This window comes from Methylobacterium aerolatum (genome assembly GCF_022179085.1).
Lineage (GTDB): Bacteria > Pseudomonadota > Alphaproteobacteria > Rhizobiales > Beijerinckiaceae > Methylobacterium > Methylobacterium aerolatum.
This window is the reverse complement of record NZ_BPQE01000007.1, coordinates 58,975-84,023: the sequence shown is the minus strand read 5'-3', so window position 1 is coordinate 84,023 and position 25,049 is coordinate 58,975. Positions and strand designations below refer to the sequence as shown.

The following is a 25,049-nucleotide window of genomic DNA, read 5'->3' as shown; positions in this document are numbered from 1 at the left end:
AGCGGCCGGCAGCGGAGCAGCGCATGAGCGACCTTGCCAGCCACTCGGCCAGCGACCTCGCCGAGGCATCCCGGCCCGGCGCCGGGGCGCCTTCGGCGCGCCCGACGGACGGCGCAGCGATCCTGCGCGGCGACTCGCGGCCCGATCTCGTCCGCAACGAGGTGCTGGGCGAGATCTTTTTGGCCTCCGCGACCGCGCGGGGCGATCATCCCTGCCTCATCGACGGCGCGAGTCTCGCGGCGGGCGGCCTTCATCCGGGCCTGAGCTATGCCGAGGTCGCCGCCCGCGCTCGCCGCATCGCCGCCGGGCTGGCCCACCGGGGCATCGGGCCGGGCGACGTCGTCGGCCTCTGGATGGCGCGGGGGCCGGACCTCCTCGTCACACAGATCGGTATCACCCTCTCGGGAGCCGCGTGGCTGCCCTTCGATGCGGAAGCCCCGGCGGACCGCGTCGGCATCTGCCTCGGTGACGCGGCAGCCAAGGCGCTCCTCGTCTCGCCCGCCCTCGAAGCCCAGGCCCCCGGTGGCGTACAGGCCCTCACGCCCGCCGCCCTCGACGCCGCGACCCCGGCGGACGCCCTCGTGCCCGACGCCCGCGCCAAGGGACTCACGCCGGGCCACCCCGCCTACCTGATCTACACCTCGGGCTCGACGGGGGTGCCGAAGGGCATCGTCATCACCCACGCCAACATCTGCCACTTCCTGCGCTCGGGGAACGCCCTCTACGGGATGCGCGCCGACGACGTGGTGTTCCAGGGCGCCTCGGTGGCCTTCGACCTCTCGATGGAGGAGATCTGGGTTCCCTACCTCGTCGGCGCGACCCTGTTCGTCGCGAGCCCGTCGATGATGGGCGACGTGGAGGCCCTGCCCGGCATCATCGCCGGGAACGGCATCACGGTGCTCGACACGGTGCCGACCTTGCTCGCCATGATCACCGGCGACCTGCCGAAGGTCCGCCTCGTGCTGCTCGGCGGCGAGGCGCTGCCGGAGCCGCTGATCGCTAAATGGGCGACCGCGACACGCCAGCTCTTCAACACCTACGGTCCCACCGAAGCGACGGTGGTCGCCACCGCCGCCGAGATGAAGCCCGGCGAGCCGGTGACCATCGGCGGGCCGATCCCGAACTATTCCGTCTACGTGGCGAGCGAGGACCTGAAGCTCCTCGGGCGCGGCGAGCAGGGCGAGTTGCTGATCGGCGGGCCGGGCGTCGCGAAGGGCTACCTGCAGCGTCCCGAGCTGACGGCCGAGAAGTTTATCGCCAACCCCTTCGGCTCCGACGGGACCGACCCGGTGCTCTACCGCTCGGGCGATGCGGTCTCCCTCGACGCCGCCGGGCGGATCGTCTTCCACGGGCGCATCGACGATCAGGTGAAGATCCGCGGGTTCCGGGTGGAGCTCGGCGAGATCGAGTCGCGCATCCGCGCCGTGCCCGAGGTGAATCAGGCGGCCGTGGTGCTCCGCTCCGACGACGGCGTGGACCGGCTCGTGGCCTTCCTCATCCCCGAACGGGGGCAGACGCTCGATACGCCCACGCTGCGCAAGCGGCTCGCCGCCGAGATGCCGCCCTACATGGTCCCGGGCCATTTCGAGGTGACGCAGACCCTGCCGCGCCTCACCTCGGGTAAGGTCGACCGCAAGGCGTTGAAGGTCGCGCCGCTCACCGTCGTTGCCGCCGACGGCGAGCAGGAGCCGCCCGCCAACGAGACCGAGGCCGCGCTGCTGGCCGCCGCCAAGCAGATCTTCGGCGCCCAGCCGATCCCCCTGGAGGGCGACTTCTTCGCCGACCTCGGCGGACACTCGCTGCTCGCCGCCCGCTTCGTCTCGGCGGTGCGCGAGACGCCCGCGCTCGCCGGCATCACCCTGCCCGACGTCTACGCCAAGCGCACCTTGCGGGCGATGGCGGACACGCTGATCGAGCGCACGGGGGGCGTCGGCGCCGAGGCCGCCGTCCGCGACCTGAGCTTCGCGCCGCCGCCCCTCCTGCGCCGGGCCCTCTGCGGCCTCGCCCAGGCGGTGGCGCTGCCGTTCGTCATCGCGCTGGCCACGGTGCAGTGGCTCGGCATCTTCGTCACCTACCTGCTCCTGACCGGCGGGGGCCTGAGCTTCTTCGCGGAACTCGGCGTGCTGCTCCTCGTCTACATCGCCATCAACGCGGTGACGGCGGCGGTGGCGGTGGCGGGCAAATGGCTCGTCCTCGGCCGGACCAAGCCCGGCCGCTACCCGCTCTGGGGCGTCTACTATTACCGCTGGTGGCTGGCGCAGCGACTCGCGCCCCTGGTTCACGTGAAGTGGCTCCAGGGCTCACCCGCCATCGCCGTGTACCTGCGCCTGATGGGCGCGCGGATCGGCAAGGACGCGCTCATTTCCGACATCGAAATCGGCGCGCCCGATCTCCTCACCGTGGGCGAGGGCGCCTCTCTGGGCGGGCGGCTGGTGATCGCCAACGCCGAGATCGTCGGCAACGAACTCGTCATCGGCTCCGTCGAGATCGGCGCGGATGCCGCCATCGGCACGTCCTGCGTCGTCTCGCACGATACGGTGATCGGCGCGCAGGCGGAGATCGCGGACCTCACCACGATCCCCACCGGCACCCGCGTCGGCGCGGGGGAGCGGTGGGACGGCTCGCCCGGCCGCAAGGTCGGCATGGCGGATACGGCGGATCTGCCCGCGCCCTCCGAGGCCACCTCCGGCCGCCGGGCCGCCTTCATGGCTGCCTACATCCTGCTGCTCGGGGCCATCCCGGCGGTGGGGCTGCTGCCGATCTTCCCGGCCTTCTTCATCTTCGACCAGATCTCGGATTCGCTCTCTGACGTCACGGACGTCGACTATCACTGGTACCTGCCGATCCTCACATGGCCCACCGCCATGCTGATGACCGCCGGCACGGTGCTGCTCATCACCGGCATCCGCTGGCTGATCCTGCCCCGGACCCGGCACGGCACCTTCTCGGTCCACTCGCTGTTCTACCTCCGGAAGTGGTCCCTGGCGCTGGCCGTCGAGGTGACGCTCGAGACCTTGGCCTCGCTCTTCGCCACCGTCTACATGCGGGCGTGGTACCGCCTGATGGGCGCGCGGATGGGCGAGGGGGCGGAGATCTCCACCAACCTCGCCGGGCGCTACGACCTCGCGGAGGTCGGCGCCCGCAACTTCATCGCCGACGAGGTGGTGTTCGGCGAGGAGGAGGTGCGCCGGGGTTGGATGCATCTCCACCCCGTGCGGACCGGTGCGCGGGTCTTCGTCGGCAACGACGCCGTGGTGGCGCCGGGCGCGGTCATCCCCGACGACGTGCTCATCGGCATCAAGTCGAAGCCGCCGGCCAACGAGGCGATGGCGCCTGGCGAGACGTGGTTCGGCTCGCCGCCGATCCGCCTGCCGGCCCGGCAGAAGGTCGATCTCGGCTCCACTGCGCAGACCTACGAGCCCGGCCTGTGGCCGAAGGCCCGGCGCGGCATCTTCGAGGCGTTCTCGACCTCGTTCTCGCCGATGCTGTACATCACCCTCGCGATCACCGCGATCGACTGGTACTTCTACCCTGCGATCCTGATGCGCGACTGGTCGGGGCTGGCGATCAGCTTCATCGTGGTCAGCGTCGTGATCGCGCTGATCCAGTCCTCGGCGGTCATCCTGATGAAGTGGGCGCTGATGGGCGTCTACAAACCGGGGATGCGGCCGATGTGGTCGTGGTGGGCCATGCGCACCGAGGCCATCGCCGTCGCCTACTGGGGCCTCGCGGGCAAGGTGCTGCTGGAGCATCTCCAGGGCACGCCGTTCCTGCCCTGGGCGCTGCGCCTGTTCGGCGTGAAGGTGGGGCAGGGGGTGTGCATGCTCACCACCGACATCACCGAGTTCGACTGCGTGACGATCGGCGACTTCTGCACCATCAACCGCGTCTCCGCCCTCCAGACCCACCTCTACGAGGACCGGATCATGAAGGTCGGCCGGGTGGTGCTCGGCCGGGGCGTGTCGGTGGGGGCCTTCTCGACGGTCCTCTACGACACCAAGGTCGGCGATTACGCCCGCCTGCGCCCGCTCACCATCGTGATGAAGGCGGAATCGATTCCCGCGAATACCGAGTGGGAGGGCGCGCCCGCCGTTCCGGTGTTGCACAAGGCGGGGTGAGGGGCGAGCGTCCCTCCCCATGGCGAGCGAAATATGGGCTCGCCGCTCCCGTCATTGCTTCGCGTTCTGCGCAATGACGGACGATCACCCGCGGTGACGGTGAGGCCTGGGCCTACCCCACCGCCTCCAACCCCTCCGCCCGCAGCCAATCCCGCGTCCGGTCCAGCGCCCGTGTCAGCCGGTCGAACAGCGCGTCGATCTCGTCGGGCGTGATGACCAGCGGCGGGCACACCGCCACCCGGTCGCCGGCGAGGAAGCGGACGATCAGCCCTTCCTCTTGGGCGAAGGCCACGCACCGGGCGGCGACGCCGGCCTTGGGATCGTACTGGCGGCGGTTCGCCTTGTCGGCGACGATCTCCAGGCCGCCGATCAGGCCGATGCCCTTCGCCTCGCCGACGATGGCGTGCTCGGCGAGCGCCGAGAGGCGGCGCTGGAAGTGCGGGGCCTTCGCGGCCACGCCCTCGATCACCCGATCGCGCTTGTAGATTGCGATGGTCTTGATCGCGACGGCGCAGGCCACCGGGTGCCCGGAATAGGTGGTGCCGTGGCCGAAGCCGCCGAGCTTCTCGCTCTGTCCGATCAGGGCCTCATCCATCGCGGGGTCGATGGAGAGGCCACCCAGGGGAATGTAGCCCGAGGTCAGGGCCTTGGCGAAGGACAAGCTGTCCGCTCGCATCTCAAGGGCCTGCCCGCCGAACCATGTGCCCAGCCGCCCGAAGCCGCAGATCACCTCGTCCGCGATGAGGCGCACGTCGTACTTGGCCAGCACCGCCTGGATCGCCGGGAAATAGCCCTTCGGCGGCACGATCGCACCGCCCGCGCCCATGACCGGCTCGGCGATGAACGCGGCGACCGTCTCCGGCCCCTCGCGCAGGATGACCTCCTCCAGTTCGGCGGCGAGGCGGGCGGAGAACGCCTCCTCGGTCTCGTCGGGCTCCGCGCCCCGGTAGTGGTGCGGGGTGGAGACGTGGAGGAAGCCGGGGAGGGGAAGGTCCCACTCCATGTGATTGGCGGGCAACCCGGTCATCGACGCGCTGGCGATGGTGACGCCGTGGTAGCCCTTCCGGCGTGCGATGATCTTCTTCTTACCGGGCTTGCCCCGGGCGTTGTTGTAGTACCACGTCAGCTTGACCTGCGTGTCGTTCGCCTCCGACCCTGAGGAACAGAAGAAGATCTTCGAGGTCGGAACCGGCATCAGTTCCTTCAGGGTCTCGGCGAGTTCGATCGCCGGATCGTGGCTGCGGCCGGAGAACAGGTGGGTGAAGGGCAGGCGGCCCATCTGGTCGCGGGCGGCCTCCACGAGTTCCGCGTTCGAGTAGCCGAGCGCCGTGCACCACAGCCCGGCCATGCCCTCGATGTAGGGTTTGCCCTCGGTGTCGAAGACATGCACGCCCTCGCCGCGCTCCAGCACGAGCGGACCCGTCCGGCGGTGGGCCGACAGGTTCGTGTAGGGATGCAGCAGCGTTTCGACGTCGCGGGTCGCGAGGTTCGAGAGCATTCGGGCGCAGCTCCTAGTGCATCGATCCAGTCGGAGGCGTCAGCCGAGACTGGAAAAATTGATGCAAGAACAACTAGCGAGTGCAGACACGCATGAACGAAGTGACTGCGTCACTGCACTAGCGGATGAGGCGCCACACTACCGGCACGATGGATGCGCAGGAAGGGGCGCGAACCCGGCCCTTCGTCGCCCGGGACGCAGGCCGGACCGCGCAAGACACCGATGCTGAGCCCCGAACAGATCGTCGCGAAGCCCGCCCCCGGACGGGCCTGCGGAACCTGCACCCTGTGCTGCAAGGTCTACGACGTGCCGGCCGTCGAGAGCATCGCGGGGCAATGGTGCCGCCACACCCTCTCGGGCCGGGGCTGCGCCATCCACGCCACGCGACCGGACCATTGCCGCGCCTTCCACTGCCTCTGGATGACGGAGGGCTGGCTCGGCCCGGAATGGAAACCGGAGCGCGCCAAGATGGTGCTGAGCCTCGATGCCGTGACCCGCAACATGAACGTGCAGGTCGATCCGGGACAGGCCGGCGCCTGGAAGCGCGAGCCCTATTACGGGCAATTGAAGCGCTGGGCGGCGGCCTCCGTCCCGCTGAAGCGCCACGTCTTCGTCCACGTCAACAAGACCACGACGATGGTGCTGCCGGACCGGGACGTGCCCCTCGGCACCATCGCGCCAGACGAGCGCATCGTCACCCGCGAGCGGGCCTCGCCGCAGGGTCCGACCTTCGACGTGGAGAAGGTGCGCGCCGCGGCCATCGCGTGAGGCCATCGCCGGGGCGATCCGAATCGGCCCAGCCGCGTTATCGCTCATTCCTGTCCAGAGGGGCCCCCGGCCCCCTTGATCGAAGGTGAGCGCCCGGACATGCCAAGCGTCTTCGACTTAACGGTGCGCGCGGCGGACGGCTCGCCCCATCCCCTCGCCCAGTACCGCGGCCGGGTCCTGCTTGTCGTGAATACGGCCTCGCGCTGCGGTTTCACCCCGCAATACGAGGGGTTGGAGAGCCTGTTCCTGTCCCGCTCCGCCGCCGGCCTGAGCGTGATCGCGTTCCCCTGCAACCAGTTCGGCAAGCAGGAACCGGGCGACGCGGCCGAGATCGCCCGCTTCTGCTCGCTCACCTACGCGGTGACCTTCCCGGTGATGGCGAAAGTCGATGTGAACGGGCCGAGGGCGGAGCCGCTCTTCGATTACCTCACCCGGGCGAAGCCCGGCTTCCTCGGCTCCCGCAAGATCAAATGGAATTTCACGAAGTTCCTGGTCGGCCGCGACGGCCGGGTGCTCCAGCGCTTCGCCCCCGCCAAGTCGCCCGCCTCCCTGTCGGAGGCTATCGACGGGGCTTTGGCGGCATGAGCCCTTCGACCGGCAGGAGCGGTCGTGCGACAGGGGCCGCGCCGAGAGACATGGGCCGCGCGGTGCGTCTCAGGCGGCGTTGACGGCGTCGAGATCCTGGGCGCCGGATGTGCGCGCCATCGGACCCAGGGCGCGTCGCGCCGCGAGCGGGCTGGCATAGGCGATGGGTGCGACGGATTCGCGGAGGATGCCGGCCAGGAACCGCGCCTCGGAGATCTGCCGCAGGAACCGGTCGCTGACCTCCGCGACGCCGGCCCGGCGCTCGAGCGCCAGGAGGGCGGTGAACAGATCATGCCGCGCCTGGGCATCGCGCTGCTCACGCACGCGCGCGAGGAGAGCATCGAATTCCCGGCTCAGGCAATGTTCGTGCGGCGGATTGGTGTTCATCGGCGTACTTGATCTGGCGAATCCAATGTTAATTCAGTGGATGCCACCAACGCCAGGGCCGATTTTCGAACCGTTCCGAATTGGTCAAAGCCGGGCAACAATGTGGCTCAAATGCATCTGAACCAGGGCAGGGCCGGTTAAGGAATCGCGGCCAGCACCCGCGCCGCCGCCTCGAACTCGGCGCGGCGGGTGGCGAGACGGGCCTCGGCCTCCTCGTCGCCGCCCCAGACCGCGAACTGGTAGGTCTCATCGACATGGGCGGCCTCCCATGCGGCGGCCACCGGCAGGTGCCCGTGCAGGACCGCGAGGGCGATGATCAGCGAGCCGGTGAGCGTGGTCAGCGTGTGCAGGGCCGTGAGTCGGAAGGGATCGTCCACCGCCCGGACGGCGCGGGACAGCGCCTCGACCGCCTGGGGCGGCTGCGAGACGTGCATGACGCCCTCGCTCAGGATCAGCCGGGCCCCGAGCGCCTCGTGCGCCCAGGCGAGGATCGGGTCCCACGCCTCCGCCTGCGCCCGGACGAGGCGATCCGGCTCCGCCGCGCGGTAGGCGAGGAGGTCGGTGCCGGCATAGGCGCAGAGGTCGTCGGCCACCGCCTCCCGGCGGGCGGCGACACCGTCGATGGCGGTGTTGGCGAGGCGGGTGAGCGGCATGGTCGCCGGATCGATGGCGGTGGCCTGGGCCTCCCATTCCGCCGCGACGGCCTCCGCGAGCTCCCGGCTCGGCAGCACGAGGGGGCTGCGGGCGGGCGTGTTCGCCGGGCGCCCGTCGAGGGTGAGACGGAACCCGCCCTCGGCGGGGGCATATCCGGCCTGCTTGTAGAACCGCTGCGGCAGGGCGGGCTTCGCCCCCGTGCGCGCCGCCCTCATCGGATCGGGCCTGGTCCCGTCGCCCGGTTCACCGAGCCAGTCTCGCGTCGTGTCGCTCATGGGCGGGACATAGGCGTTTCGGCCCCACCCCGCGAGGGGCTTTTTTCGCGCGGGTCTCCCTCAGACGCCCCGCTCCGGCGCGACCGGCAGGAGGGCCGCCAGGGCGGTCACGTCGTCCACCACGGTGACGGCGCCGGCGCCGTAGAGGGCGCCGGGCCTGTGGTAGCCCCAGGAGACGCCGATTGGCGCCACGCCGGCGGCCACCGCCATCGCGATGTCGAAGGTGGTGTCGCCGATCATCGTGGTGCTGTCGGGTGCGGTTCCGGCCTCCGCCATGGCGCGCCGGAGCATGGCCGGATCGGGCTTAGAGGGCGCGTCGTCGGCGGTCTGGGTGGTAACGAACCAGTCGGTCCAGCCGAAATGGTCGAGCAGGCGGTCCACCCCGCGCCGGGACTTGCCGGTCGCGATGCCCAGGACGACGCCTTCGCTGGCATGAAGCCGTTCGACCAAGTCCGCCATGCCGGGAAACAGGGGTTCCTCGTTCTCCGGGTCCTGGCGCAGGCGGTTGTAGGCCTGCTTGTAACGCTCGGACAGTTCGTCGATCGGTCCGTCCTGCCCCACCAGACGCCGGAACGCCTGGGGTAGCGACAGCCCGACCACGGAGAGCGCGATGTGCCGCTCGGGGGCGGGCAGGCCGACCTCGCCGAAGGCCACGGCCTGCGCGGCGACGATGAGGTGCTGGCTGTCCACCAGCGTTCCATCGACGTCGAAGACGACGAGCCTCATCGCCCTACCGGTCCCGTCGTGTCGGGGAGCGCCGCCGGCGGCTCACGGCTTGCGAACCGGGGCCGGCGGCCCGGCCGGAGCCTGGTGCTGGTTGGTCCGCGGGCGCTCGTAGCCCAGGCGGCAGCGGATGAGGAACCGGCGGCGGCGGCCGCCATGGTACCCACGCTGATGCGAGGCGCGATTGCAGGCGGCGTAGGTCGGGCGGCGGGGGCGCCCGGCCGCCTTCTCGCCGCGCGGCGGCTCGGCCTTCGCGCCGGCCGGTTCGGCACGGGCCGCCGCGGACGGACCCGTGGCGGGATTCGCGGCGGGCGCGTTCGGGGCGGGAACCGCCGTCTCGGGCTTGGGCGCCGGATCGCCCGGTGCGGCATGGGCGGATGCCGTGCACAGGCACAGGGCGGAGAGGCACGCCAGGGTCGCAAGCTTCATGCGGCAGGGTCTCGGCAGTCGTCGGCCCCGCGCGGAACGAACCGGCGGGGATGACGGAGCATATGAGGCGCCCACCGCCCTTGCCAAGGCGAAGGCGGGTCAGGAATGGGCGCGGCTAATCCTCCGGGGCGTCGATCACGGGATCGTAGCGGCCCGCGTCGAAGCCCAGGAGGTTCCAGCTCTGCGCCATGTGCGGCGGCAGCGGCGCGCTCACATCCACCGGTCGCCCGGTGCGCGGATGGGGGATGACGATTCGCCGGGCGAGCAGATGCAGCCGGTTCTGAATGCCGCCGGGCAGCTCCCAGTTCTCCACCGAGAAGTACTTCGGATCGCCGACGATCGGGTGGCCGATATGGGCCGCGTGGGCGCGCAGCTGGTGGGTGCGGCCGGTGACCGGCTTGAAGGACAGCCACGACAGCTTCTGCGCCGCCTGATCGACCATGGCGTAGTAGGTGAGGGCGTGGCTCGCGCCCTCCTCGCCGTGGCGGGCCACGCGCATCCGCGCGTCGGCATCCGTCGGCTCTTCCTTGGCGAGGTAGGTCGAGATCCGGCCCTGGCGCACCTTGGGCACGCCCGCCGTGAGGGCCCAGTAGATCTTGCGAGCCGCCCGCGAGCGGAAGCTCTTGGCCAGCGTCGAGGCCGACAGGCGCGTCTTGGCGATGATGAGGCAGCCGGCCGTGTCCTTGTCGAGACGGTGCACGAGGCGCGGCTTCTGCCCGTCCGGTCCCGTCAGGGCCTCCAGCAGGCCATCGACGTGGCGCACGGTGCCCGATCCACCCTGGACGGCGAGGCCGAAGGGCTTGTTCAGCACCATCATGTCCGCGTCCTCGTAGAGGATGAGGCTGCGGAGGAAGTCGGCATCGTCGGCGTCGCGGGCCGCGTTGCGCGGGCGCTCGCTCGGCTGGTCGAGCTTGAGAGGCGGCACCCGGACGCTCATGCCCGGCTCCAGCCGGTCGTTGGGCTTGGCGCGCTTGCCGTCCACCCGCAGCTCGCCCTTGCGGACGATGCTCTGCACGCGCGCGAAGGGCAGTTGCGGGAACCGCGCCGTGAGGAAGCGGTCGATCCGCATCCCAGCCTCGTCGCCCTCCACCGTCAGCGTCTGCACGCCGGAGGCGAGGGTGGCCGAGGCGGCAGCGCGCTGCTCGCGCCGGGTCGGCCCCGCGGGCGGGGCCTCGGGCGTCGCCACCGCGCGGGGACGGGAGGCGCCGACGTCCTGGCCGGGCTTGGCCCGCGTCTTGAACTTGGTCTCGCCGTTTCGGTCCGCCCGCGACGCGCCGGGCGCCGGGCGGGCCGGACGGGGGCGGGCCGGAGCGAGGTCCTCGGAGGATGCCCAGGGCGACCGCTCGCCGGCATCGTCACCCCGGTTGCGGGCGGCCCGCTCGGCAGCGTCCTTCGCGCTCGTGCGCGGCCCGGTCTTGGGCCGGTCCGCGCCGAAACCGGCTCGGCCGCCGGGGCGCCCCCCCGGCCGCCCGCCGGGACGCTTCGGTGTGTCGGATCCGCCGCCGCGGCGGGGAGGTCGTGTGCTCATGATTCGAAAAGCTTGTCTCGCGCGCCGGGTGCCATCTGCCCCGGCGTCCCGGCCTGGGGCCGCTGCCCGGCCGTGCTGCGGGATCGAAGCCGCATAGCACCGCAGGACGGGTCCGGCAAAGTCCGCAGGAGGGCGCGGGACCTGAGTGTCCGGCCGGAAGGGTCGTCGCCCCCTCCGTCTGTGCGAGCGCGAGCCGAAGCAATCCAGGGCAGCGGGCCGCTTTCGACGATGGTCCATCCCCGGATTACTTCTCTTGCGCTCACAAAGACGAGGATGGCTCCCTGGGCCGCCAGGGTCTCGACGGTCAGACGCTGAGGATGGCGTGACCACGAACTCGCATCGTCCGTTGACGGCGGCCCCGGCCGTCGTCTAGCTTGGCCGTGACGGTTCCCTTCGGGGATCAAAAGGGAACGCGGTGAGGGACTTGACCCCCGATGCCGCGGCTGCCCCCGCAACTGTAAACGGTGAGCTTGTCCACCACCGACGTCACTGGGCGACCGGCCCGGGAAGACGGTGGACCAGCGGCGACCCGTGAGCCAGGAGACCTGCCGTCAGTCGTGGTCACACGCGAAACGCGCCGGGCGGGGTGTCCTGGCGGGTGTCGGAGGATCGTCTCGCCGTCCGGCGAGCCCGTCACCCGGCCTCGTTCGCGGTGACGTGCCACAGCGAGCGCGCCCGCCAGCCCATTCTCGTCTCACGTCCATGATCGCTTCCGTCACGGCGCACCGTGAACGACAGGCGGCGCATTGCGGCCTTCACGTGGTGCCCGCACCCGCAAGCATGGATACGCAACATTATTACGTTGCAATACGGGTCGAGGCCGGGCACGGCTGCGTTTCGAAGATCCGAGCCCCATCGTGACAACCATGTCCCGCCTCCACCGCCGACGCGTCCTCGCCCTCGCCGCGCAGGCACCGCTCACCCTCATCCTGCCGCCCGCCGGGGCGCAGGAAGCGGTGACCCTCGATCAGCTCGCCGTCGAAGGGGAGGGCGTCGGCCTGACCCGGGCCTCGCCCACCGGCCTGAACCTGCGCACGCCGGATCGCACGGTGAGCCGCCTCGGCCTCACGCCCCTCCAGACGCCCGCCAGCGTCGATATCGTCTCCGGGGAGACGGCCCGGCTCAGGGGGCAGGACAGCATCGCCGACGCGGTCACGCAGGATGCCACGGGCATCACCACCATCGCCGCGCCGGGCAACGGCAACGGCGCCTTCACCAGCCGCGGCTTCGCCGGGCCGAACTCGGTGCAGCAACTCTATGACGGCACCCGTTTCTACGTCGGCGCCAACACCGTCACCTTTCCCTTCGACACATGGAACGTCGAACGCATCGAGGTCCTGCGCGGGCCGTCTTCCGTCCTCTACGGTGACGGCGCCATCGGCGGGGTGATCAACGTCGTGCCGAAGAAGCCGGTCTTCGTGCCGATCAACGTCGCTCGCGCGGTCGTCGGCTCGGACGGTATCGCCCGCCTCGCCCTCGATTCCGGCGGCGGGATCGCGCAGCAGGAGTTCGGTGACACCTTCGCCTACCGGCTGAACGTGAGCGGCAACCGCGCCGACGGCTGGCTCCGGCCGGAGGGCGATTTCCGCAACCTCGCGGTGTCGGCGGCCCTGCTGTTCCAGCCGAGCCCCGATCTCGCCGTCACCCTCTCGCACGATCTCGGCTACCAGGAGCCCGCGCGATACTGGGGCACGCCGCTGGTGGAGGGCCGCATCCCGGACCTGATCCGGTTCAACAACTACAACGTCCGCGACGCGAAGATCACCTGGGCCGACAACTGGACCCAGTTGAAGGCGGAATGGTCGCCGAGCGCCGACATCACCCTCCGCAACACGGCCTACCGCCTCACGAGCCGCCGCCATTGGCTCGACGTGGAGCAGTACGCGTACAACCGCGGCACCGGGCTCGTGGACCGGTCGGACTACCTCGAAATCTATCACAGCCAGGAACAGGTCGGGAACCGCTTCGACGCGACGTTGCGGGGCGATATACTCGGCCTGCCGAACCAATTCGTCGCCGGATTCGACGTGAACCACATCGACTTCCGGCACACGAACAACTTTTACTTCGATCAGAGCACGAGCGTCCCGCTCACCGGCTACGATCCGGGGTTTTTCCCCCAGAACGGCCGCGCCCGCCCGGCCTACGCGACACAGACCAGCCAAGCCTCGGTCTTCGCGGAGGACAGGCTCGTGCTGACGGACAAGCTGTCCTTCCTCACCGGCGTGCGCCTCGACGTGCCGACGCTCCAGCGGCAGGATCTCCAGACCGGCGCGCAATTCGAGCGGACCTATCGCGCCCTCGGCTACCGCTTCGGTCTCGTCTACAACCCGACGCCGGACAGCGCCCTCTACGCGCAGTACAGCTTCGCCACCGATCCGGTGAACAGCCTGATCACGCTCTCGCAATCGCTCGCGGGCTTCAAGCTCGCCACCGGCGACCAGATCGAGGTCGGCGCCAAGGGCCTTGCCTTCGGCGGGGCGCTGGAATGGACGATCGCGGGCTACCGGATCGTGAAGGACAACCTGATCTCGCGGCTGCCGGGCTCCTCGGCGGTGGGCGTGCAGGTGGGGAGCCAGTCCTCGCAAGGGTTCGAGCTGGCGCTGGGCTGGCCCATCGCGCCGGGCTGGCGCCTCGACGGCAACCTCGCCCTACTCCACGCGCAATACGACAGCTTCACCCAGGTCGTGAACGGGGCGGCGGTGGATTATGCCGGCCGCCAGCCCATCGACGTGCCGGAGCGGGTCGCCAACCTCTGGCTGACCTGGGAGCCCACGCGAAACTGGACGGCCCGAATCGGCTGGCAGAACGTCGGCACCACCTTCAGCGATTTCGGCAACACCGCCCGGCGCCCGGCCTACAACCTCGTGAACCTCGTCCTCGACCGTCAGGTGACCGAGACCTCGCGGCTGTCGCTGAGGGTCTACAACCTGTTCGACAAGGTCTACGCGATCAGCGGCAACGCCGTGAACGGCGTCGGCACCAACTGGCTCCTGGGGCGGCCGCGCTCCTTTGAGGTGGCCTATACGGTGGCGTGGTGAGGAAGGTGCGCCGGGCGGGCAGGGGGGCAGGCAACGGTGCGGGCAAGGGTGCGGGCAAGGCCGCACGCCGCTGGCTCCTCCTCGGGCACCGCTGGCTTGGGATCGTGACGGGGCTGTTCTTCGCCCTGTGGATCGGGTCCGGGCTCGTGATGCTCTCCGTGCCCTTCCCCAGTCTTAGCCGGGCGGAGCGGCTCGACCGGTTGGAGCCGATCGCCTGGGACGGGGTGCGGATCGGCCCCGATGCGGCGCTCTCCGCCGCCGGCCTCCCGACCGTGCCCTTCCTGTTCACCCTGGAGATGCGGGACGGCGAGCCCGTCTATCGGATCGCGGGGACGGAGGGCGCCCGGCGCACCGTCTCGGCCGTCTCCGGCGCCGTCCTCGGACCCGTGACCGAGGCGCAGGCCCTGCGCATCGCCGGCGGCTCCCGGAGCGAGGTCGTCGGGCGCGACCAGTGGACGGTGACGGCCCGCTACGATCCCCTGCGGCCTTTCCACAAGGTCGCCCTCGGCGACGCGGCCGGAACGGACCTCTACGTGTCCGCCGTGACCGGCGAGATCGCCCTCGACACCACCCGGTGGGAGCGGGGCTGGAACTGGGTCGGCGCGGTGACCCACTGGGTCTACCTCACGCCCCTCCGGGCGCGGCCGGAGGCGTGGCGGCAGGCGGTGCTGTGGCTCTCGGGCGTGGCCTCGGCGACGGCTCTGACGGGAGTCACGATCGGCCTCTGGCGCCTGCGCTTGCGCCACCGGTATCGCGGCGGCGCGATGAGCCCCTATCGCGGCCTCGCCCTCTGGCACCACGGGTTCGGCCTCCTCGGGGGCATCGGGCTCGTGAGCTTCATCGTGAGCGGCTGGCTGTCGATGAACCCGAATCGCTGGTTCTCGTCCCTTACCCCGCCGGATGCGGTATGGGCCGCCTATGCCGGGCGTCCCGGCGCCGTGGGGGTCGACGTCGCGAGTCTGGCCGATCTCGGTGGGTCGGGGGCGCGGGCCCTGCGGTTCGTGCCCATCGGCGGGCGGTGGTGGATCGTTCGCGAGGATGGGGAGCGGCCACGGATCGTCGCCGGGTTTTGCAGCTCGATCGCGACTGGATCGGACACGTCCCTCAGCCATGGAGCGCTTCGCTGCGCGCGCGATGACGACGCGGGCGATGTCACGGCCAGCCTCGACGGGACCGTCTCGTCATCGGAGGCGCAACGGAGCGATCCCGCGGCGCCACCGGTGCCCGACATCCATCCACCGTCGAACGACGCGGCCTTCATCGCCGCCGCCTCGCAAGCGGTCGCGGGCGCGCGCCTCACGGAGGTCCGCCGCCTCACCGCCTACGACGCCTACTGGTACCCGAACGGCACCGAGCGCCCCCTGCCGGTGCTGCGCCTCATCTTCGACGATCCCGCCGCCACATGGCTGCACATCGACCCGCGCGACGGAACGATCCTGAACCGCCTCGACCGCTCGGGCCGCATCAATCGTTGGCTGTTCGACGCGGCGCACCGCCTCGATCTGCCGGGCCTCACCCTCCGCCCGCTGGGGCGGGAGGCGGCCCAATGGATCCTCAACCTGCTCGCCGCCGGCGTGGCGGTGACGGGCCTCGTCCTCGGCTGGCGGCGGGTGAGGGTCAGAACCGGGCGGTGAGGAACAACCGCACGTTGCGGCCGGGGAGCAGGATCTCGTCCTTCTTGAACGACACCGAGTTGCGGATGTCGTCGTTCAGCAGGTTGCGGCCCTGCAGTCCGAGGGTGACGGAGGACGCGCCGTAGACCTTCGGATCGAGGGACTTGGTGTAGCTGACCTCGGCCCGCAGGTCGTCGTAGCCGGGGGTCACGGTCTCGAAGGGCGCGATCTGGGTGTGCGCGAAGGCGTGCAGAAGGTTCACCCGCGCGAACCAGCCATCCGCCCGCAGGTAGAGCCCGCCGCCGACGCGGTAGGGCGGAATGCGCGGCACGTTGGTTCCATCGTCGAATTGCGCGCGCACCGCATCGAATTGGCTCTCGACGCCGATGAAGCCGTCGCCCACCGGCACGACATCGTACTGGCCGATGATCTCGGCCCCGTAGAAGGTCGCGTTCTGCTGCTGGTAGACGATCTGCCGGTTATCGGTCCCGACGCCGCAGGAGGCGAAGTCGTCGTCGCAGAGCAGACCCGTGTAATTGCGGTAGATGAAGCCCGTGTAGCGCGTGTAGTAGCCCGTCGCCTCGAGCCGGAGGGGGCCGACGGCCCGGCGGATGCTCATCTCGACGGTGCGCGCCCGCTCGCGCTTGAGGTTCGGATTGCCGATCTCGAAGGTGGCGGTGGCGTCGTGCGGCCCCTGTGAGAACAGTTCGTAGCCGCTCGGCCCCCGCTCGACATAGGAGCCGGTCAGGCTCGCCACGAAGTCGTAGGGCAGGTCTTGCAACACGCCGAAGCTGGCGCTCTTCGGGGCAAAGCGCCGGGTGCGGGCATACTGGAACGGCTCCTGCCCATCCACCGGCGTGAAGTTCGCCGGGAACTGCGCCGCCGTGCCGGAGACGCGGTCCACCTCGTAACGGCCGGCGGCCTGAAGCCGCGTGCCGGGCCGGATCTCCAACTCCTCGAAGAGGTACACCGCGTTCGCGCGGGACTCGGTCTTGGGCAGGAAGGATTCCAGCGCCGTGTTGATCACCCGCCGGTCGGACTGGAAGCCCAGGGCGCCTGTCAGCTTGCCGAACTCGGTGAAGACCGGGACGTGCTGGAATTCCAGGCGCGCCTCGGCCTCGCGATTCTTGAAGGTGGCCTGGATCCCCTCGATCCCGTCGCCGCCGATCCCGACCTCGTTGTGCTTGTAGACCGAGTAACCCGCCCAATACCGGATCACCTCGATGGGACCGTCGAGGGGCCGGTACTCGCCCTTGGAGAGGACGCGGTCCTGGTTCGGCGTCAGGCGGGTGCGGTCCTGCTCGGCCACGCCGCCGGGGATCGCGTAGATCGCGTCGTAATGGCTGAAGGAGATGCCGGCGAAGCCCCGGTCGCCGATGGCCGAAATGCCCACCGCCCCGCCCTGGGACTCGTTGTACGAGTTGCGCTGGATACCGCCGGGAATGGCGTAGCTGTCGGCAGCGGTCTTGAACCCGTCGGCATGGACCGCGATCCCGTCGCCGCCCGCATCCACCGTGGCGGCGCCGAGGCGGCCGTTGTCCACGCTGGAAAAGCCGCTCGTGACCTGGCCCCGGATCCCACCGGCCGGAATGAAGGTCGGCACCCGGTTGTCTTCCGTGGAGACGACGCCGCCGATGGCGCCCGACCCGTAGCGAAGGGTCGCCGGACCGCGGATGACCTCGATCCGGTCGGCGACCAGCGGATTCACCGGCACGGTATGATCCTCGCCGAGATCGGACACGCCGCCGTTGGCGATGCCGTTTTCCTGGATGCGCACCCGGGCGTTGTCGAGCCCGCGGATCACCGGCCGCGAGGCCGCGCCGGGGGCATACGTCGTGCCCGAGATACCGGGCCGGTCGAACAGGGCGTCGCCAAGGGTTTTCGGCTGATCCCGGTCGATCTGCTCACGCGTCACCACCGCGACGGGGGAGAACGTATCCGTCGGAACCGCCAGCACGCCCGCGGGTACCTGGGTCGCGGGCGGCGGCGCGAGGCGCGGCGCCAGGATGGGGCTGGGACTCGTGACGCTAATCTCTTCGAGCGTCGTGGACGCGGCCTGAGCGTGAGCGCTCCCTGTCCCGCCCAAAGCGGCAAGGGCGGTGAAGGACAGAAGACGCAGTGTCGAGGGCATGCGATGAACTCATGTTATAGCGTTTCATAGCCCATCCGCATGTCGGCTCCGCAAGCGCCGAATGGATCGTCCCGTGCGAGATTCCAATAACGTTACATCGTTGCAACAAAAGCAGGGGCTGGGAGGGGAGCGCCGCCATCGCATCGACGTGTCGAGCGCAACGAAGGCATCAAGGGATGCCTACCGTCGGGAGGCGTCCCGCTGCCTTGGATGTCTCCTCTGTCCTTGCAAAAACGGAGCCGTGCGAGGGATTGCGGTGGGCTTCGGCTTGGGTGCAACGGGCCTCCACGGAGCGTTCGCGCGAGCGTCACAGGACCCACCGTCAGAGCGAATGCGAGCGGAAGCAGTCCCTAGACGCGCGACAGGTGAGAAAGGCCCGCTGCCGCGAACGGCTTCCCTGCGCGCCCGAAAACGGGGCGGATGACGAAAGGGAAACGCCGGCGGCCCTACGGCGCCAAGGCGTCAGCCTCGTCCTCGCCATCGAGTTCGGCGTCGAGGTCCGTGGCTTGGCCCGATGTCCCGGCCGCCTCCGCCATGCCCTTGGTGGCGCGCCGAAGAAGCTTGCGCAGGCGGCGGCGGTCACCCTTGTCGAGATGGTCTAGGAGTTCCTCCTCGACCTCCTCCTGGATGTGCTCGATGGCCTTGGCCTTCGCGAGGCCGGTCTCGGTGAGGCGCACCCGGACGATGCGTCCGTCCCCGGCCTCGGCCCGGCGCTCGACGATGCCGAGGGCGGCCAAGCGCGTCACGGTCTTTGAGGCGGTGGGCGGGCGGACCCGGAGCAGGGCGGCGAGGTCGCCCATCGTCATGGTGCCGGCGGCGGCGAGCGCCTGGACGACCTGCTCCTGGCCGGCGAACAGGCCGATCTTGGCGAGACGGTCGCCGGTGCGGGCCCGGTGCAGGCGCGCGGCCTGGACGAGGGCCCATCCGACGCTGCGCGACCCCGGCGGGCGGACCTTCTTGCCCACGGCCCCGAGGGAGGCATCGCCCCCCTGTTCCGTGCGATCAAGCTTGCTCTTGTCGCCCACCGGAGAGCCCGCGCTGCTGCCGGCCTCGGCGGCCGGATGATCGAAGACCTGCACCCGTCGATTCCCGTCCCGCCTCCGGCCGGAGGTTCATGGCCGAGGCTCATGGCCCGAAGCCGGTGACGGTGGGATGACAGGTCTCCCGCCGGAGCGGGTTCAGCACTGCATCAGTTGCTGGAGGCGGTGGAGGATGTCCTCGCCGCTGCACGGCCGCGCGATGAACTCGGCGCCGTCCGGCATCCGGTCGGGGTCCGGGGCGGCGCGGCCCGAGACGATGAGGATCGGCAGTTGCGGCCGGGCCTCCGCGACGGACGAGGCCAGATCGAAGCCGTCCGTCTTGCCGGAAAGCTGCACGTCGGTCACGAGGCCGCAGATGTCGGGCCGGGCCTGGAGGATGCTCAACGCGCGCTCCGCCGAGGCGCATTGCACCGTGTCGTAGCCGCCTTCTTCCAGCACATCACCGAGGTCCATGATCGTCAAGGCCTCGTCCTCGACCAGGAGGATCACCGGCCGATCGTTCGCAGTCATCTGCTCACTCGTCACGTCATGCTCCTTCCGGCACCGAACCCGCTGGCGACGAGGGCTCGGCAGAAGCCCATTCGTGATCCCAACGGGAGAAACGCCTGCAAGTTGCAGGCTCGCCGACCCTCAACCTTTCAGCGTTGGCCCGGTGAAGCCACCCCTCAGGCCGCCTTCTCCCGCACCGTCGCGACAAGGGCCTCGATCAGGACCGCGAGGTCGTCCGGCGAGATGGTGAGAGCCGGCGTCAGGTAGACGATGTCGCCGAAGGGCCGCACCCAGACGCCGCGCCCCACGAGCCGCGCCTTCAGCGTCGCGAGATCCGGGGCGTGGTCTAACTGGACAACGCCGATCGCCCCGAGAACGCGCACGTCGGCCACGCCCGGAACGTCACGCAGGGGGGACAGGCCCGAGGCGAGGCATTCGCCGATGGATCGGGCCTGGGCGAGGCGGGGCTCGGTCTCGAACAGGTCGAGGCTGGCGTTGGCAGCGGCGCAGGCGAGGGGGTTGGCCATGAAGGTCGGCCCGTGCATTAGGGCGGCCGCCGGGTCGTCCGACCAGAAGGCGTCGAAGACCTCGGATCGCGCCACCGTCGCGGCGAGCGCCATCGTGCCGCCGGTGAGCGCCTTCGACAGGCAGAGGATGTCCGGCACGATCCCCGCCTGCTCGCAGGCGAAGAGGGTGCCGGTGCGACCGAACCCGGTGAAGATCTCGTCCGCGATCAGGGGCAGGCCGTGCCGGGCCGCGAGGCGGGCCACCGTCGCCAGCACCTCCGGCGCGTGCATCCGCATCCCGCCCGCCCCCTGGACCAGGGGCTCCACGATCACCGCCGCGAGGCTGTCCCGGTGCCGCGCGAGGAGGGCGTCGAGGGCGGCCGTGGCCGCCGCATCGACGGGCAGGTCGGCGAAGACCTGGCCCGGCAGGTAGGCGCCGAAGCGGCGATGCATCCCCTCCTCGGGATCGCAGACCGACATCGCGCCCATCGTGTCACCGTGGTAGCCGCCCCGGAACGCCAGGATCCGGGTCCGGCCGGCGACGCCCCGGTTCAGCCAGAGCTGCGCGGCCATCTTCAGGGCGACCTCGACGGCCACCGAGCCCGAATCGGTCAGGAAGACGTGGTCGAGATCCCCCGGCAGCAGCGACGCGAGGCGGGCGGCCAAGCGCTCGGCGGGGGCGTGGGTCAGGCCGCCGAACATCACGTGGGGCATGGCGGCGAGTTGCCGCGAGACGGCCTGCGCAATGTGCGGGTGGTTGTAGCCGTGCACGGCGGTCCACCACGAGGCGATGCCGTCGATGAGGTCCCGCCCGTCCCGGAGGCGGATGCGGGAGCCCTGCGTCGCCACCGCCTCCAGGGGAGGGGCGGCGGTCTTCATCTGCGTGTAGGGCCGCCAGAGATGGGTCGCCGCGCCGTCGGTCATGGCCGGGGCATGACCCGGCGCGGGTGGCGCGGTCAACGGCCTTCCGCTCCCGCGCGCCCGCCTGCGAGCTTGACATTCGTCCGGCCGGGCGGACCTCTCCCGGCCATGGACAGCCTGGATTCCTTCGCCAGCGACAAGCTGGCGGCCCTCGATGCGCAAGCCCTCCGCCGACGCCTGAAGGAGACGGAGCGCGGCCCAAAGGCCGCCGCCGCGCGCGACGGCCGGGCGATGGTCTCCTTCTCCTGCAACGACTATCTCGGCCTCTCCCATCACCCCCGGGTGGTGGCGGCGGCCCGGGTGGCGCTGGAGATCCACGGGGCGGGATCGGGCGGCTCGCGCCTCGTCACCGGCAACTATCCCGTGATCGGCCGGCTGGAGGAGCGGCTTGCCGCCCACAAGGGCAAGGAGGCCGCGCTCGTGTTTGGCTCCGGCTACCTCGCCAATCTCGGCGTGGCGCCGGCCCTCGTCGGCTCGCGCGACCTGATCCTCCTCGACGAGCTGTCGCACAGCTGCATGTGGGCGGGGGCGAAGCTCTCGGGCGCGACGATCCTCACCTTCCGCCACAACGAGTGCGACGACCTGCGCGCCAAGCTCGCCGCAGCAAGGGGCCGCCATCCCCGCGCCCTGGTGATGACCGAGCGGGTCTTCTCCATGGACGGCGACCTCGCGCCGATGGCGGACATCCTCTCGGTGGCGGCCGATCACGATGCCTGGACCCTCGTGGACGACGCCCACGGCCTCGGGCTCGCGGAGGACGGCCCCCACGCCCCCCTCGAGATGGGCACGCTGTCAAAGTCGCTGGGCTCCTACGGCGGCTATCTCTGCGCCTCGCGGGCGGTGATCGACCTGCTGATCTGCCGGGCGCGGAGCTTCGTCTACACCACGGGCCTGCCCCCCGCCTCCGCCGCCGCCGCCCTGGAGGCGCTGACGATCCTGGAGGAGGAACCGGATCGCCGCGCCCGGCCCATCCTCCTGGCCCGCCGGTTCACGCAGCGCCTCGGATTGCCCCGGGCCGAGAGCGCCGTGGTGCCGGTGATCGTCGGCGACGCGCGGCGGGCCCTCGACCTCTCGGCCAGCCTCGAAGCGGAGGGGTTCCTCGTGGTGGCGATCCGCCCGCCGACGGTGCCGCCGGGCACGGCCCGGCTGCGTGTCGCCTTCTCCGCCGCCCACAGCGAAGCGCAGGTCGATGCCCTGGCCGAGGCCATCGCCCGGCATCGCGACGGTTGAGGACCGCTCACCGACGGGTTAGGCCGGTCCGCAACAACAGGGAGGACACGGAATGGACGCCACCACGCTACGCGGGCTTCAGGCTCCGCTGAAGGACAACTACCGCAACAATCCGGAGGCGGCGGTCATCACCCTCAAGGCCAAGGGCACGCTCGACGATTCGAGCATCGCCTGCAAGGTCGAGACCGGCCGGGCGCTCGCCGTCGCGGGCCTCCACCCGGCCACCGGCGGCTCCGGGGCGGAACTCTGCTCCGGCGACATGCTCCTCGAAGCCCTCGTCGCCTGCGCGGGCGTCACGGTGAAGGCCGTGGCGACGGCCCTGGAGATCCCGCTCCGCTCCGGCACCGTCTCCGCCGAGGGCGACCTCGACTTCCGGGGCACCCTCGGCGTCGACAAGGAGGCCCCCGTGGGCTTCCGCGACATCCGACTCTCCTTCGTCCTTGATACGGACGCCTCGGAGGAGAAGCTCGGGCAGCTCCTGAAGCTCACCGAGCGCTACTGCGTCGTGTTCCAGACGCTGAACCACAAGCCCGCCCTGTCCGTGGCACTCACCACCGGCTGACCGGAGGCGGTTGCGCGAAAGGCCACGCCGCGCCATCAGCGGCGGCGATGGCCGACCTGACAACCGCGCTGCCCATCGAGGCGGCGCTCCCCGACCTGCGCCGGGCGCTCGCCGCCCGCAACGCCGCCGTGCTGGTGGCGCCCCCCGGCGCGGGTAAGACGACCCGCGTGCCCCTCGACCTGCTCGACGCGCCCTGGCTCGCGGGCCGCAAGGTCGTCCTCCTCGAACCGCGCCGCCTCGCCGCCCGCGCCGCCGCCGCCCGGATGGCGAAGACGCTGGGCGAGGAGGTCGGCGGCACGGTGGGCCTTCGGGTCCGGCTCGGATCGAAGATCTCCGCGAGGACCCGCATCGAGGTGGTGACGGAGGGCGTCTTCACCCGCATGATCCTGGACGATCCCGAACTGTCGGGCGTCGGCGCCGTGCTGTTCGACGAGTTCCACGAGCGCTCTCTCGATGCCGACCTGGGCCTCGCCCTCGCCCTCGACGCGCAGGGGGCCCTGCGCGAGGACCTGCGCCTCCTCGTGATGTCCGCGACCCTGGACGGGGCGAGGGTGGCCGACCTCCTCGACGGCGCCCCCCTCGTCACCTCCGAGGGCCGCGCCTACCCGGTGGAGACCCGATACCTCGACAGGGATCCGAACCGGCGCCTCGACGACAGCGTGGCGGAGGCCGTGATCCGGGCGCTCCGGGCCGATCCCGGCTCCGTCCTCGTCTTCCTGCCGGGGCAGGCGGAGATCCGGCGCACCGCCGACCTGCTCGCCGGGCGCGTCGGGCCGGAGGTCGATCTGGCGCCCCTCTACGGCGCCCTGACGCCCGCCGAGCAGGACCGGGCCGTCTCGCCCCCGCCGCCCGGCCGCCGGAAGGTGGTGCTCGCCACCGCCATCGCGGAGACCTCCCTCACCATCGAGGGCGTGCGGATCGTCGTCGATTCGGGTCTCGCCCGCGTGCCCGTCTACGAGCCGGACCTCGGCCTCACCCGCCTTACCACCGCCAGGGCCTCCCGGGCGGCGGTGGACCAGCGCCGGGGCCGCGCCGGCCGCACGGAGCCGGGCATCTGCTGGCGCCTCTGGTCCGAGGCCGCCACGGGTGGGCTCGACGCCTTCGCCCGGCCGGAGATCCTGTCGAGCGACCTCGCCGGGCTCCTCCTCGATTGTGCCGCCTGGGGCGTCGCCGACCCGCGCAGCCTGCGTTTCCTCGATCCGCCGCCGGTTCCGGCCCTGGCCGAGGCGCGGGCGATGCTCGAAGGGCTCGGCGCCCTCGATCCCGATGGGCGGCTCACCGCCACCGGCCAGGCCCTGCGCGCCCTGCCGCTGCCGCCGCGCCTCGCGCGGATGGTGGCGAGCGCCGCCGCCGACGGCCGCGGGCGGGCGGCCTCCCAGCTCGCTGCCGTCCTGGTGGAGCGCGGCCTGGGCGGCGATGCGGTGGATCTCGACGAGCGGGTCGAGCGCTTCGCCCGCGACCGGGGCGGGAGGGCCGCCGACATGCGCCGCCTTGCGGAGAATTGGGCGCGCCTCGCGGGCGGCGCGGGCGGGAGCGAGCCCTCTCCCGCCGGGCCGCTCCTGGCGCTCGCCTTCCCCGACCGGGTCGCCAAGGCCCGTGGCCGAGACGGCGAGTTCGTGATGGCAAGCGGCCGCGCCGGGCGGCTCGACGCCGCGGGCGCCCTGGCCCGCGAGGGCTACATCGTCGTCGCCGACCTCGCGGGGGCGGCGGGCAACGCCCGCATCCTGGCCGCCGCCGCGATCTCGCCCGAGGCCATCGAAGCGCTGTTCGCCGACCGGATCGAGGCGAAGACCCTCGTCACCTTCGATTCCCAGACGGCGACCCTCAAGGCCCGGGCGGTGCGCCGCCTCGGCGCGGTCACGCTCGGCGAGCGGACCCTGCCCGTCCCGGCGGACGACGCCTCCTCCGCGATCCTCGCGCGGGGCGTCGCCGGGCTCGGGCTCGACCGCCTTCCCTGGACCGCCGGCCTCTCGCAGTGGCGCGCCCGCATCCGTTTCCTCCGGGAGGCCGAGGGGGAGCCCTGGCCCGACCTCTCCGACGAACGGCTCGCCGCCACCGTCGAGGAATGGCTCGCCCCCTCCCTCGTCGGCCGCACCAGCCTTTCCGCGATCACCGCCGACGACCTCGCGCAGGCCCTGTACGGCCTCCTGCCCTGGGACTTGCGCAGCCGCCTCGACCAAGCCGCCCCGACCCATGTGGAGGTGCCGACCGGTTCGCGGATCGCCGTGGATTACGACGCCGAGGAGCCGGCCCTGGCGGTGCGCGTGCAGGAACTCTTCGGCCTCGACCGGCATCCCTGCGCCGGCGGTCGCCCCCTGGTCCTGCATCTCCTGTCGCCCGCGCAGCGGCCGATCCAGATCACCCGCGACCTGCCGGGCTTCTGGCGGGGCTCCTGGGCCGCCGTTCGCGCCGAGATGCGCGGGCGCTATCCCCGCCATCCCTGGCCGGAGGATCCCCTGGCCGAGGCGCCGACCCGCCGGGCCAAGCCCCGGGGAACGTGAGGGGGCGTGGCTTCGGGCCTGTGTCGGCGCCGGTGAAAAGCCTGCCGACA

18 protein-coding genes and 1 riboswitch are annotated in these 25,049 nt (G+C 71.2%); of the genes, 8 read left to right on the top strand and 10 right to left on the bottom strand.

The window, feature by feature from the left end; translation table 11 throughout:
* The first annotated feature begins 23 nt into the window (after positions 1–23).
* A complete protein-coding gene (locus tag MFF06_RS05350) occupies positions 24–4,118 on the top strand; it encodes a Pls/PosA family non-ribosomal peptide synthetase (RefSeq protein WP_238201979.1) in 4,095 nt (1,364 codons plus the stop codon).
* Positions 4,119–4,230: 112 nt separating this feature from the next.
* On the opposite strand, the gene MFF06_RS05345 is transcribed toward MFF06_RS05350, so the two are convergent.
* Positions 4,231–5,616, bottom strand: coding sequence for an aminotransferase (locus tag MFF06_RS05345; RefSeq protein WP_238201978.1), 1,386 nt, complete (start codon positions 5,614–5,616; stop codon positions 4,231–4,233).
* 222 nt (positions 5,617–5,838) lie between these two features.
* On the opposite strand from MFF06_RS05345, the gene MFF06_RS05340 reads away from it, so the two are divergent.
* Together MFF06_RS05340 and MFF06_RS05335 are read left to right on the top strand one after the other, a co-directional pair.
* Entirely contained in the window at positions 5,839–6,384 is a 546-nt protein-coding gene (locus tag MFF06_RS05340) for a hypothetical protein (RefSeq protein WP_238201977.1), read from the top strand.
* A 99-nt stretch (positions 6,385–6,483) separates the two neighbouring features.
* Positions 6,484–6,969 (top strand): glutathione peroxidase, encoded by a 486-nt coding sequence (locus tag MFF06_RS05335; RefSeq protein ID WP_238201976.1) that lies wholly within the window; start codon positions 6,484–6,486, stop codon positions 6,967–6,969.
* Positions 6,970–7,038: 69 nt separating this feature from the next.
* On the opposite strand, the gene MFF06_RS05330 is transcribed toward MFF06_RS05335, so the two are convergent.
* From MFF06_RS05330 to MFF06_RS05310, 5 genes are all read right to left on the bottom strand, one after another.
* The gene (locus tag MFF06_RS05330; protein ID WP_238201975.1) at positions 7,039–7,356 is read right to left on the bottom strand and encodes a hypothetical protein; all 318 of its coding nucleotides are present in this window, start codon (positions 7,354–7,356) and stop codon (positions 7,039–7,041) included.
* A gap of 137 nt (positions 7,357–7,493) precedes the next feature.
* Positions 7,494–8,285 carry an ATP12 family chaperone protein gene (locus MFF06_RS05325; protein ID WP_238201974.1) on the bottom strand — a complete coding sequence of 264 codons (792 nt, stop codon included), beginning with the start codon at positions 8,283–8,285 and terminating at the stop codon, positions 7,494–7,496.
* A gap of 60 nt (positions 8,286–8,345) precedes the next feature.
* The gene (locus MFF06_RS05320) at positions 8,346–9,011 is read right to left on the bottom strand and encodes an HAD-IA family hydrolase (protein ID WP_238201973.1); all 666 of its coding nucleotides are present in this window, start codon (positions 9,009–9,011) and stop codon (positions 8,346–8,348) included.
* A 42-nt stretch (positions 9,012–9,053) separates the two neighbouring features.
* Positions 9,054–9,437, bottom strand: coding sequence for a hypothetical protein (locus tag MFF06_RS05315; RefSeq protein ID WP_238201972.1), 384 nt, complete (start codon positions 9,435–9,437; stop codon positions 9,054–9,056).
* A gap of 115 nt (positions 9,438–9,552) precedes the next feature.
* Positions 9,553–10,965, bottom strand: coding sequence for an RluA family pseudouridine synthase (locus tag MFF06_RS05310; RefSeq protein ID WP_238201971.1), 1,413 nt, complete (start codon positions 10,963–10,965; stop codon positions 9,553–9,555).
* Positions 10,966–11,332: 367 nt separating this feature from the next.
* Positions 11,333–11,532: riboswitch (cobalamin riboswitch) on the top strand.
* A gap of 299 nt (positions 11,533–11,831) precedes the next feature.
* Here MFF06_RS05310 and MFF06_RS05305 point away from each other — a divergent pair.
* Together MFF06_RS05305 and MFF06_RS05300 are read left to right on the top strand one after the other, a co-directional pair.
* Entirely contained in the window at positions 11,832–14,006 is a 2,175-nt protein-coding gene (locus tag MFF06_RS05305; protein WP_238202008.1) for a TonB-dependent receptor, read from the top strand.
* Entirely contained in the window at positions 14,003–15,640 is a 1,638-nt protein-coding gene (locus MFF06_RS05300) for a PepSY domain-containing protein (RefSeq protein WP_370876609.1), read from the top strand. The genes MFF06_RS05305 and MFF06_RS05300 overlap by 4 nt, the downstream gene beginning before the upstream one ends.
* On the opposite strand, the gene MFF06_RS05295 is transcribed toward MFF06_RS05300, so the two are convergent.
* The 4 genes from MFF06_RS05295 to MFF06_RS05280 form a co-directional block, all read right to left on the bottom strand.
* Complete coding sequence (locus tag MFF06_RS05295; protein ID WP_238201970.1) at positions 15,624–17,750, bottom strand: TonB-dependent receptor; 2,127 nt, start codon at positions 17,748–17,750, stop codon at positions 15,624–15,626. The two genes, MFF06_RS05300 and MFF06_RS05295, sit on opposite strands and share 17 nt — an antisense overlap.
* Positions 17,751–18,196: 446 nt before the next feature.
* A complete protein-coding gene (locus MFF06_RS05290) occupies positions 18,197–18,829 on the bottom strand; it encodes a MarR family winged helix-turn-helix transcriptional regulator (protein ID WP_238201969.1) in 633 nt (210 codons plus the stop codon).
* Positions 18,830–18,928: 99 nt separating this feature from the next.
* Positions 18,929–19,300, bottom strand: coding sequence for a response regulator (locus MFF06_RS05285; protein ID WP_238201968.1), 372 nt, complete (start codon positions 19,298–19,300; stop codon positions 18,929–18,931).
* A 155-nt stretch (positions 19,301–19,455) separates the two neighbouring features.
* Positions 19,456–20,709 (bottom strand): adenosylmethionine--8-amino-7-oxononanoate transaminase, encoded by a 1,254-nt coding sequence (locus MFF06_RS05280; RefSeq protein WP_238202006.1) that lies wholly within the window; start codon positions 20,707–20,709, stop codon positions 19,456–19,458.
* A gap of 105 nt (positions 20,710–20,814) precedes the next feature.
* Between MFF06_RS05280 and MFF06_RS05275 the strand changes: the two genes are divergently transcribed.
* From MFF06_RS05275 to hrpB, 3 genes are read left to right on the top strand one after another with little or no spacing between them, the layout of a single operon-like run.
* Positions 20,815–21,936, top strand: a complete 1,122-nt coding sequence (locus MFF06_RS05275) for an aminotransferase class I/II-fold pyridoxal phosphate-dependent enzyme (protein ID WP_238201967.1) — start codon at positions 20,815–20,817, stop codon at positions 21,934–21,936.
* Between the two features lie 52 nt (positions 21,937–21,988).
* Positions 21,989–22,498 carry an OsmC family protein gene (locus tag MFF06_RS05270; protein WP_238201966.1) on the top strand — a complete coding sequence of 170 codons (510 nt, stop codon included), beginning with the start codon at positions 21,989–21,991 and terminating at the stop codon, positions 22,496–22,498.
* Between the two features lie 47 nt (positions 22,499–22,545).
* Positions 22,546–24,999 carry an ATP-dependent helicase HrpB gene (gene hrpB / locus MFF06_RS05265; RefSeq protein WP_238201965.1) on the top strand — a complete coding sequence of 818 codons (2,454 nt, stop codon included), beginning with the start codon at positions 22,546–22,548 and terminating at the stop codon, positions 24,997–24,999.
* Positions 25,000–25,049 lie beyond the last annotated feature (50 nt).

Coding starts and splice junctions, on each gene's coding strand:
- MFF06_RS05350 (WP_238201979.1), top strand. CDS start 24: ATGAGCGACCTTGCCAGCCACTCGGCCAGCGACCTCGCCGAGGCATCC.
- MFF06_RS05345 (WP_238201978.1), bottom strand. CDS start 5,616: ATGCTCTCGAACCTCGCGACCCGCGACGTCGAAACGCTGCTGCATCCC.
- MFF06_RS05340 (WP_238201977.1), top strand. CDS start 5,839: ATGCTGAGCCCCGAACAGATCGTCGCGAAGCCCGCCCCCGGACGGGCC.
- MFF06_RS05335 (WP_238201976.1), top strand. CDS start 6,484: ATGCCAAGCGTCTTCGACTTAACGGTGCGCGCGGCGGACGGCTCGCCC.
- MFF06_RS05330 (WP_238201975.1), bottom strand. CDS start 7,356: ATGAACACCAATCCGCCGCACGAACATTGCCTGAGCCGGGAATTCGAT.
- MFF06_RS05325 (WP_238201974.1), bottom strand. CDS start 8,285: ATGAGCGACACGACGCGAGACTGGCTCGGTGAACCGGGCGACGGGACC.
- MFF06_RS05320 (WP_238201973.1), bottom strand. CDS start 9,011: ATGAGGCTCGTCGTCTTCGACGTCGATGGAACGCTGGTGGACAGCCAG.
- MFF06_RS05315 (WP_238201972.1), bottom strand. CDS start 9,437: ATGAAGCTTGCGACCCTGGCGTGCCTCTCCGCCCTGTGCCTGTGCACG.
- MFF06_RS05310 (WP_238201971.1), bottom strand. CDS start 10,965: ATGAGCACACGACCTCCCCGCCGCGGCGGCGGATCCGACACACCGAAG.
- MFF06_RS05305 (WP_238202008.1), top strand. CDS start 11,832: ATGTCCCGCCTCCACCGCCGACGCGTCCTCGCCCTCGCCGCGCAGGCA.
- MFF06_RS05295 (WP_238201970.1), bottom strand. CDS start 17,750: ATGCCCTCGACACTGCGTCTTCTGTCCTTCACCGCCCTTGCCGCTTTG.
- MFF06_RS05285 (WP_238201968.1), bottom strand. CDS start 19,300: ATGACTGCGAACGATCGGCCGGTGATCCTCCTGGTCGAGGACGAGGCC.
- MFF06_RS05280 (WP_238202006.1), bottom strand. CDS start 20,709: ATGACCGACGGCGCGGCGACCCATCTCTGGCGGCCCTACACGCAGATG.
- MFF06_RS05275 (WP_238201967.1), top strand. CDS start 20,815: ATGGACAGCCTGGATTCCTTCGCCAGCGACAAGCTGGCGGCCCTCGAT.
- MFF06_RS05270 (WP_238201966.1), top strand. CDS start 21,989: ATGGACGCCACCACGCTACGCGGGCTTCAGGCTCCGCTGAAGGACAAC.
- hrpB (WP_238201965.1), top strand. CDS start 22,546: ATGGCCGACCTGACAACCGCGCTGCCCATCGAGGCGGCGCTCCCCGAC.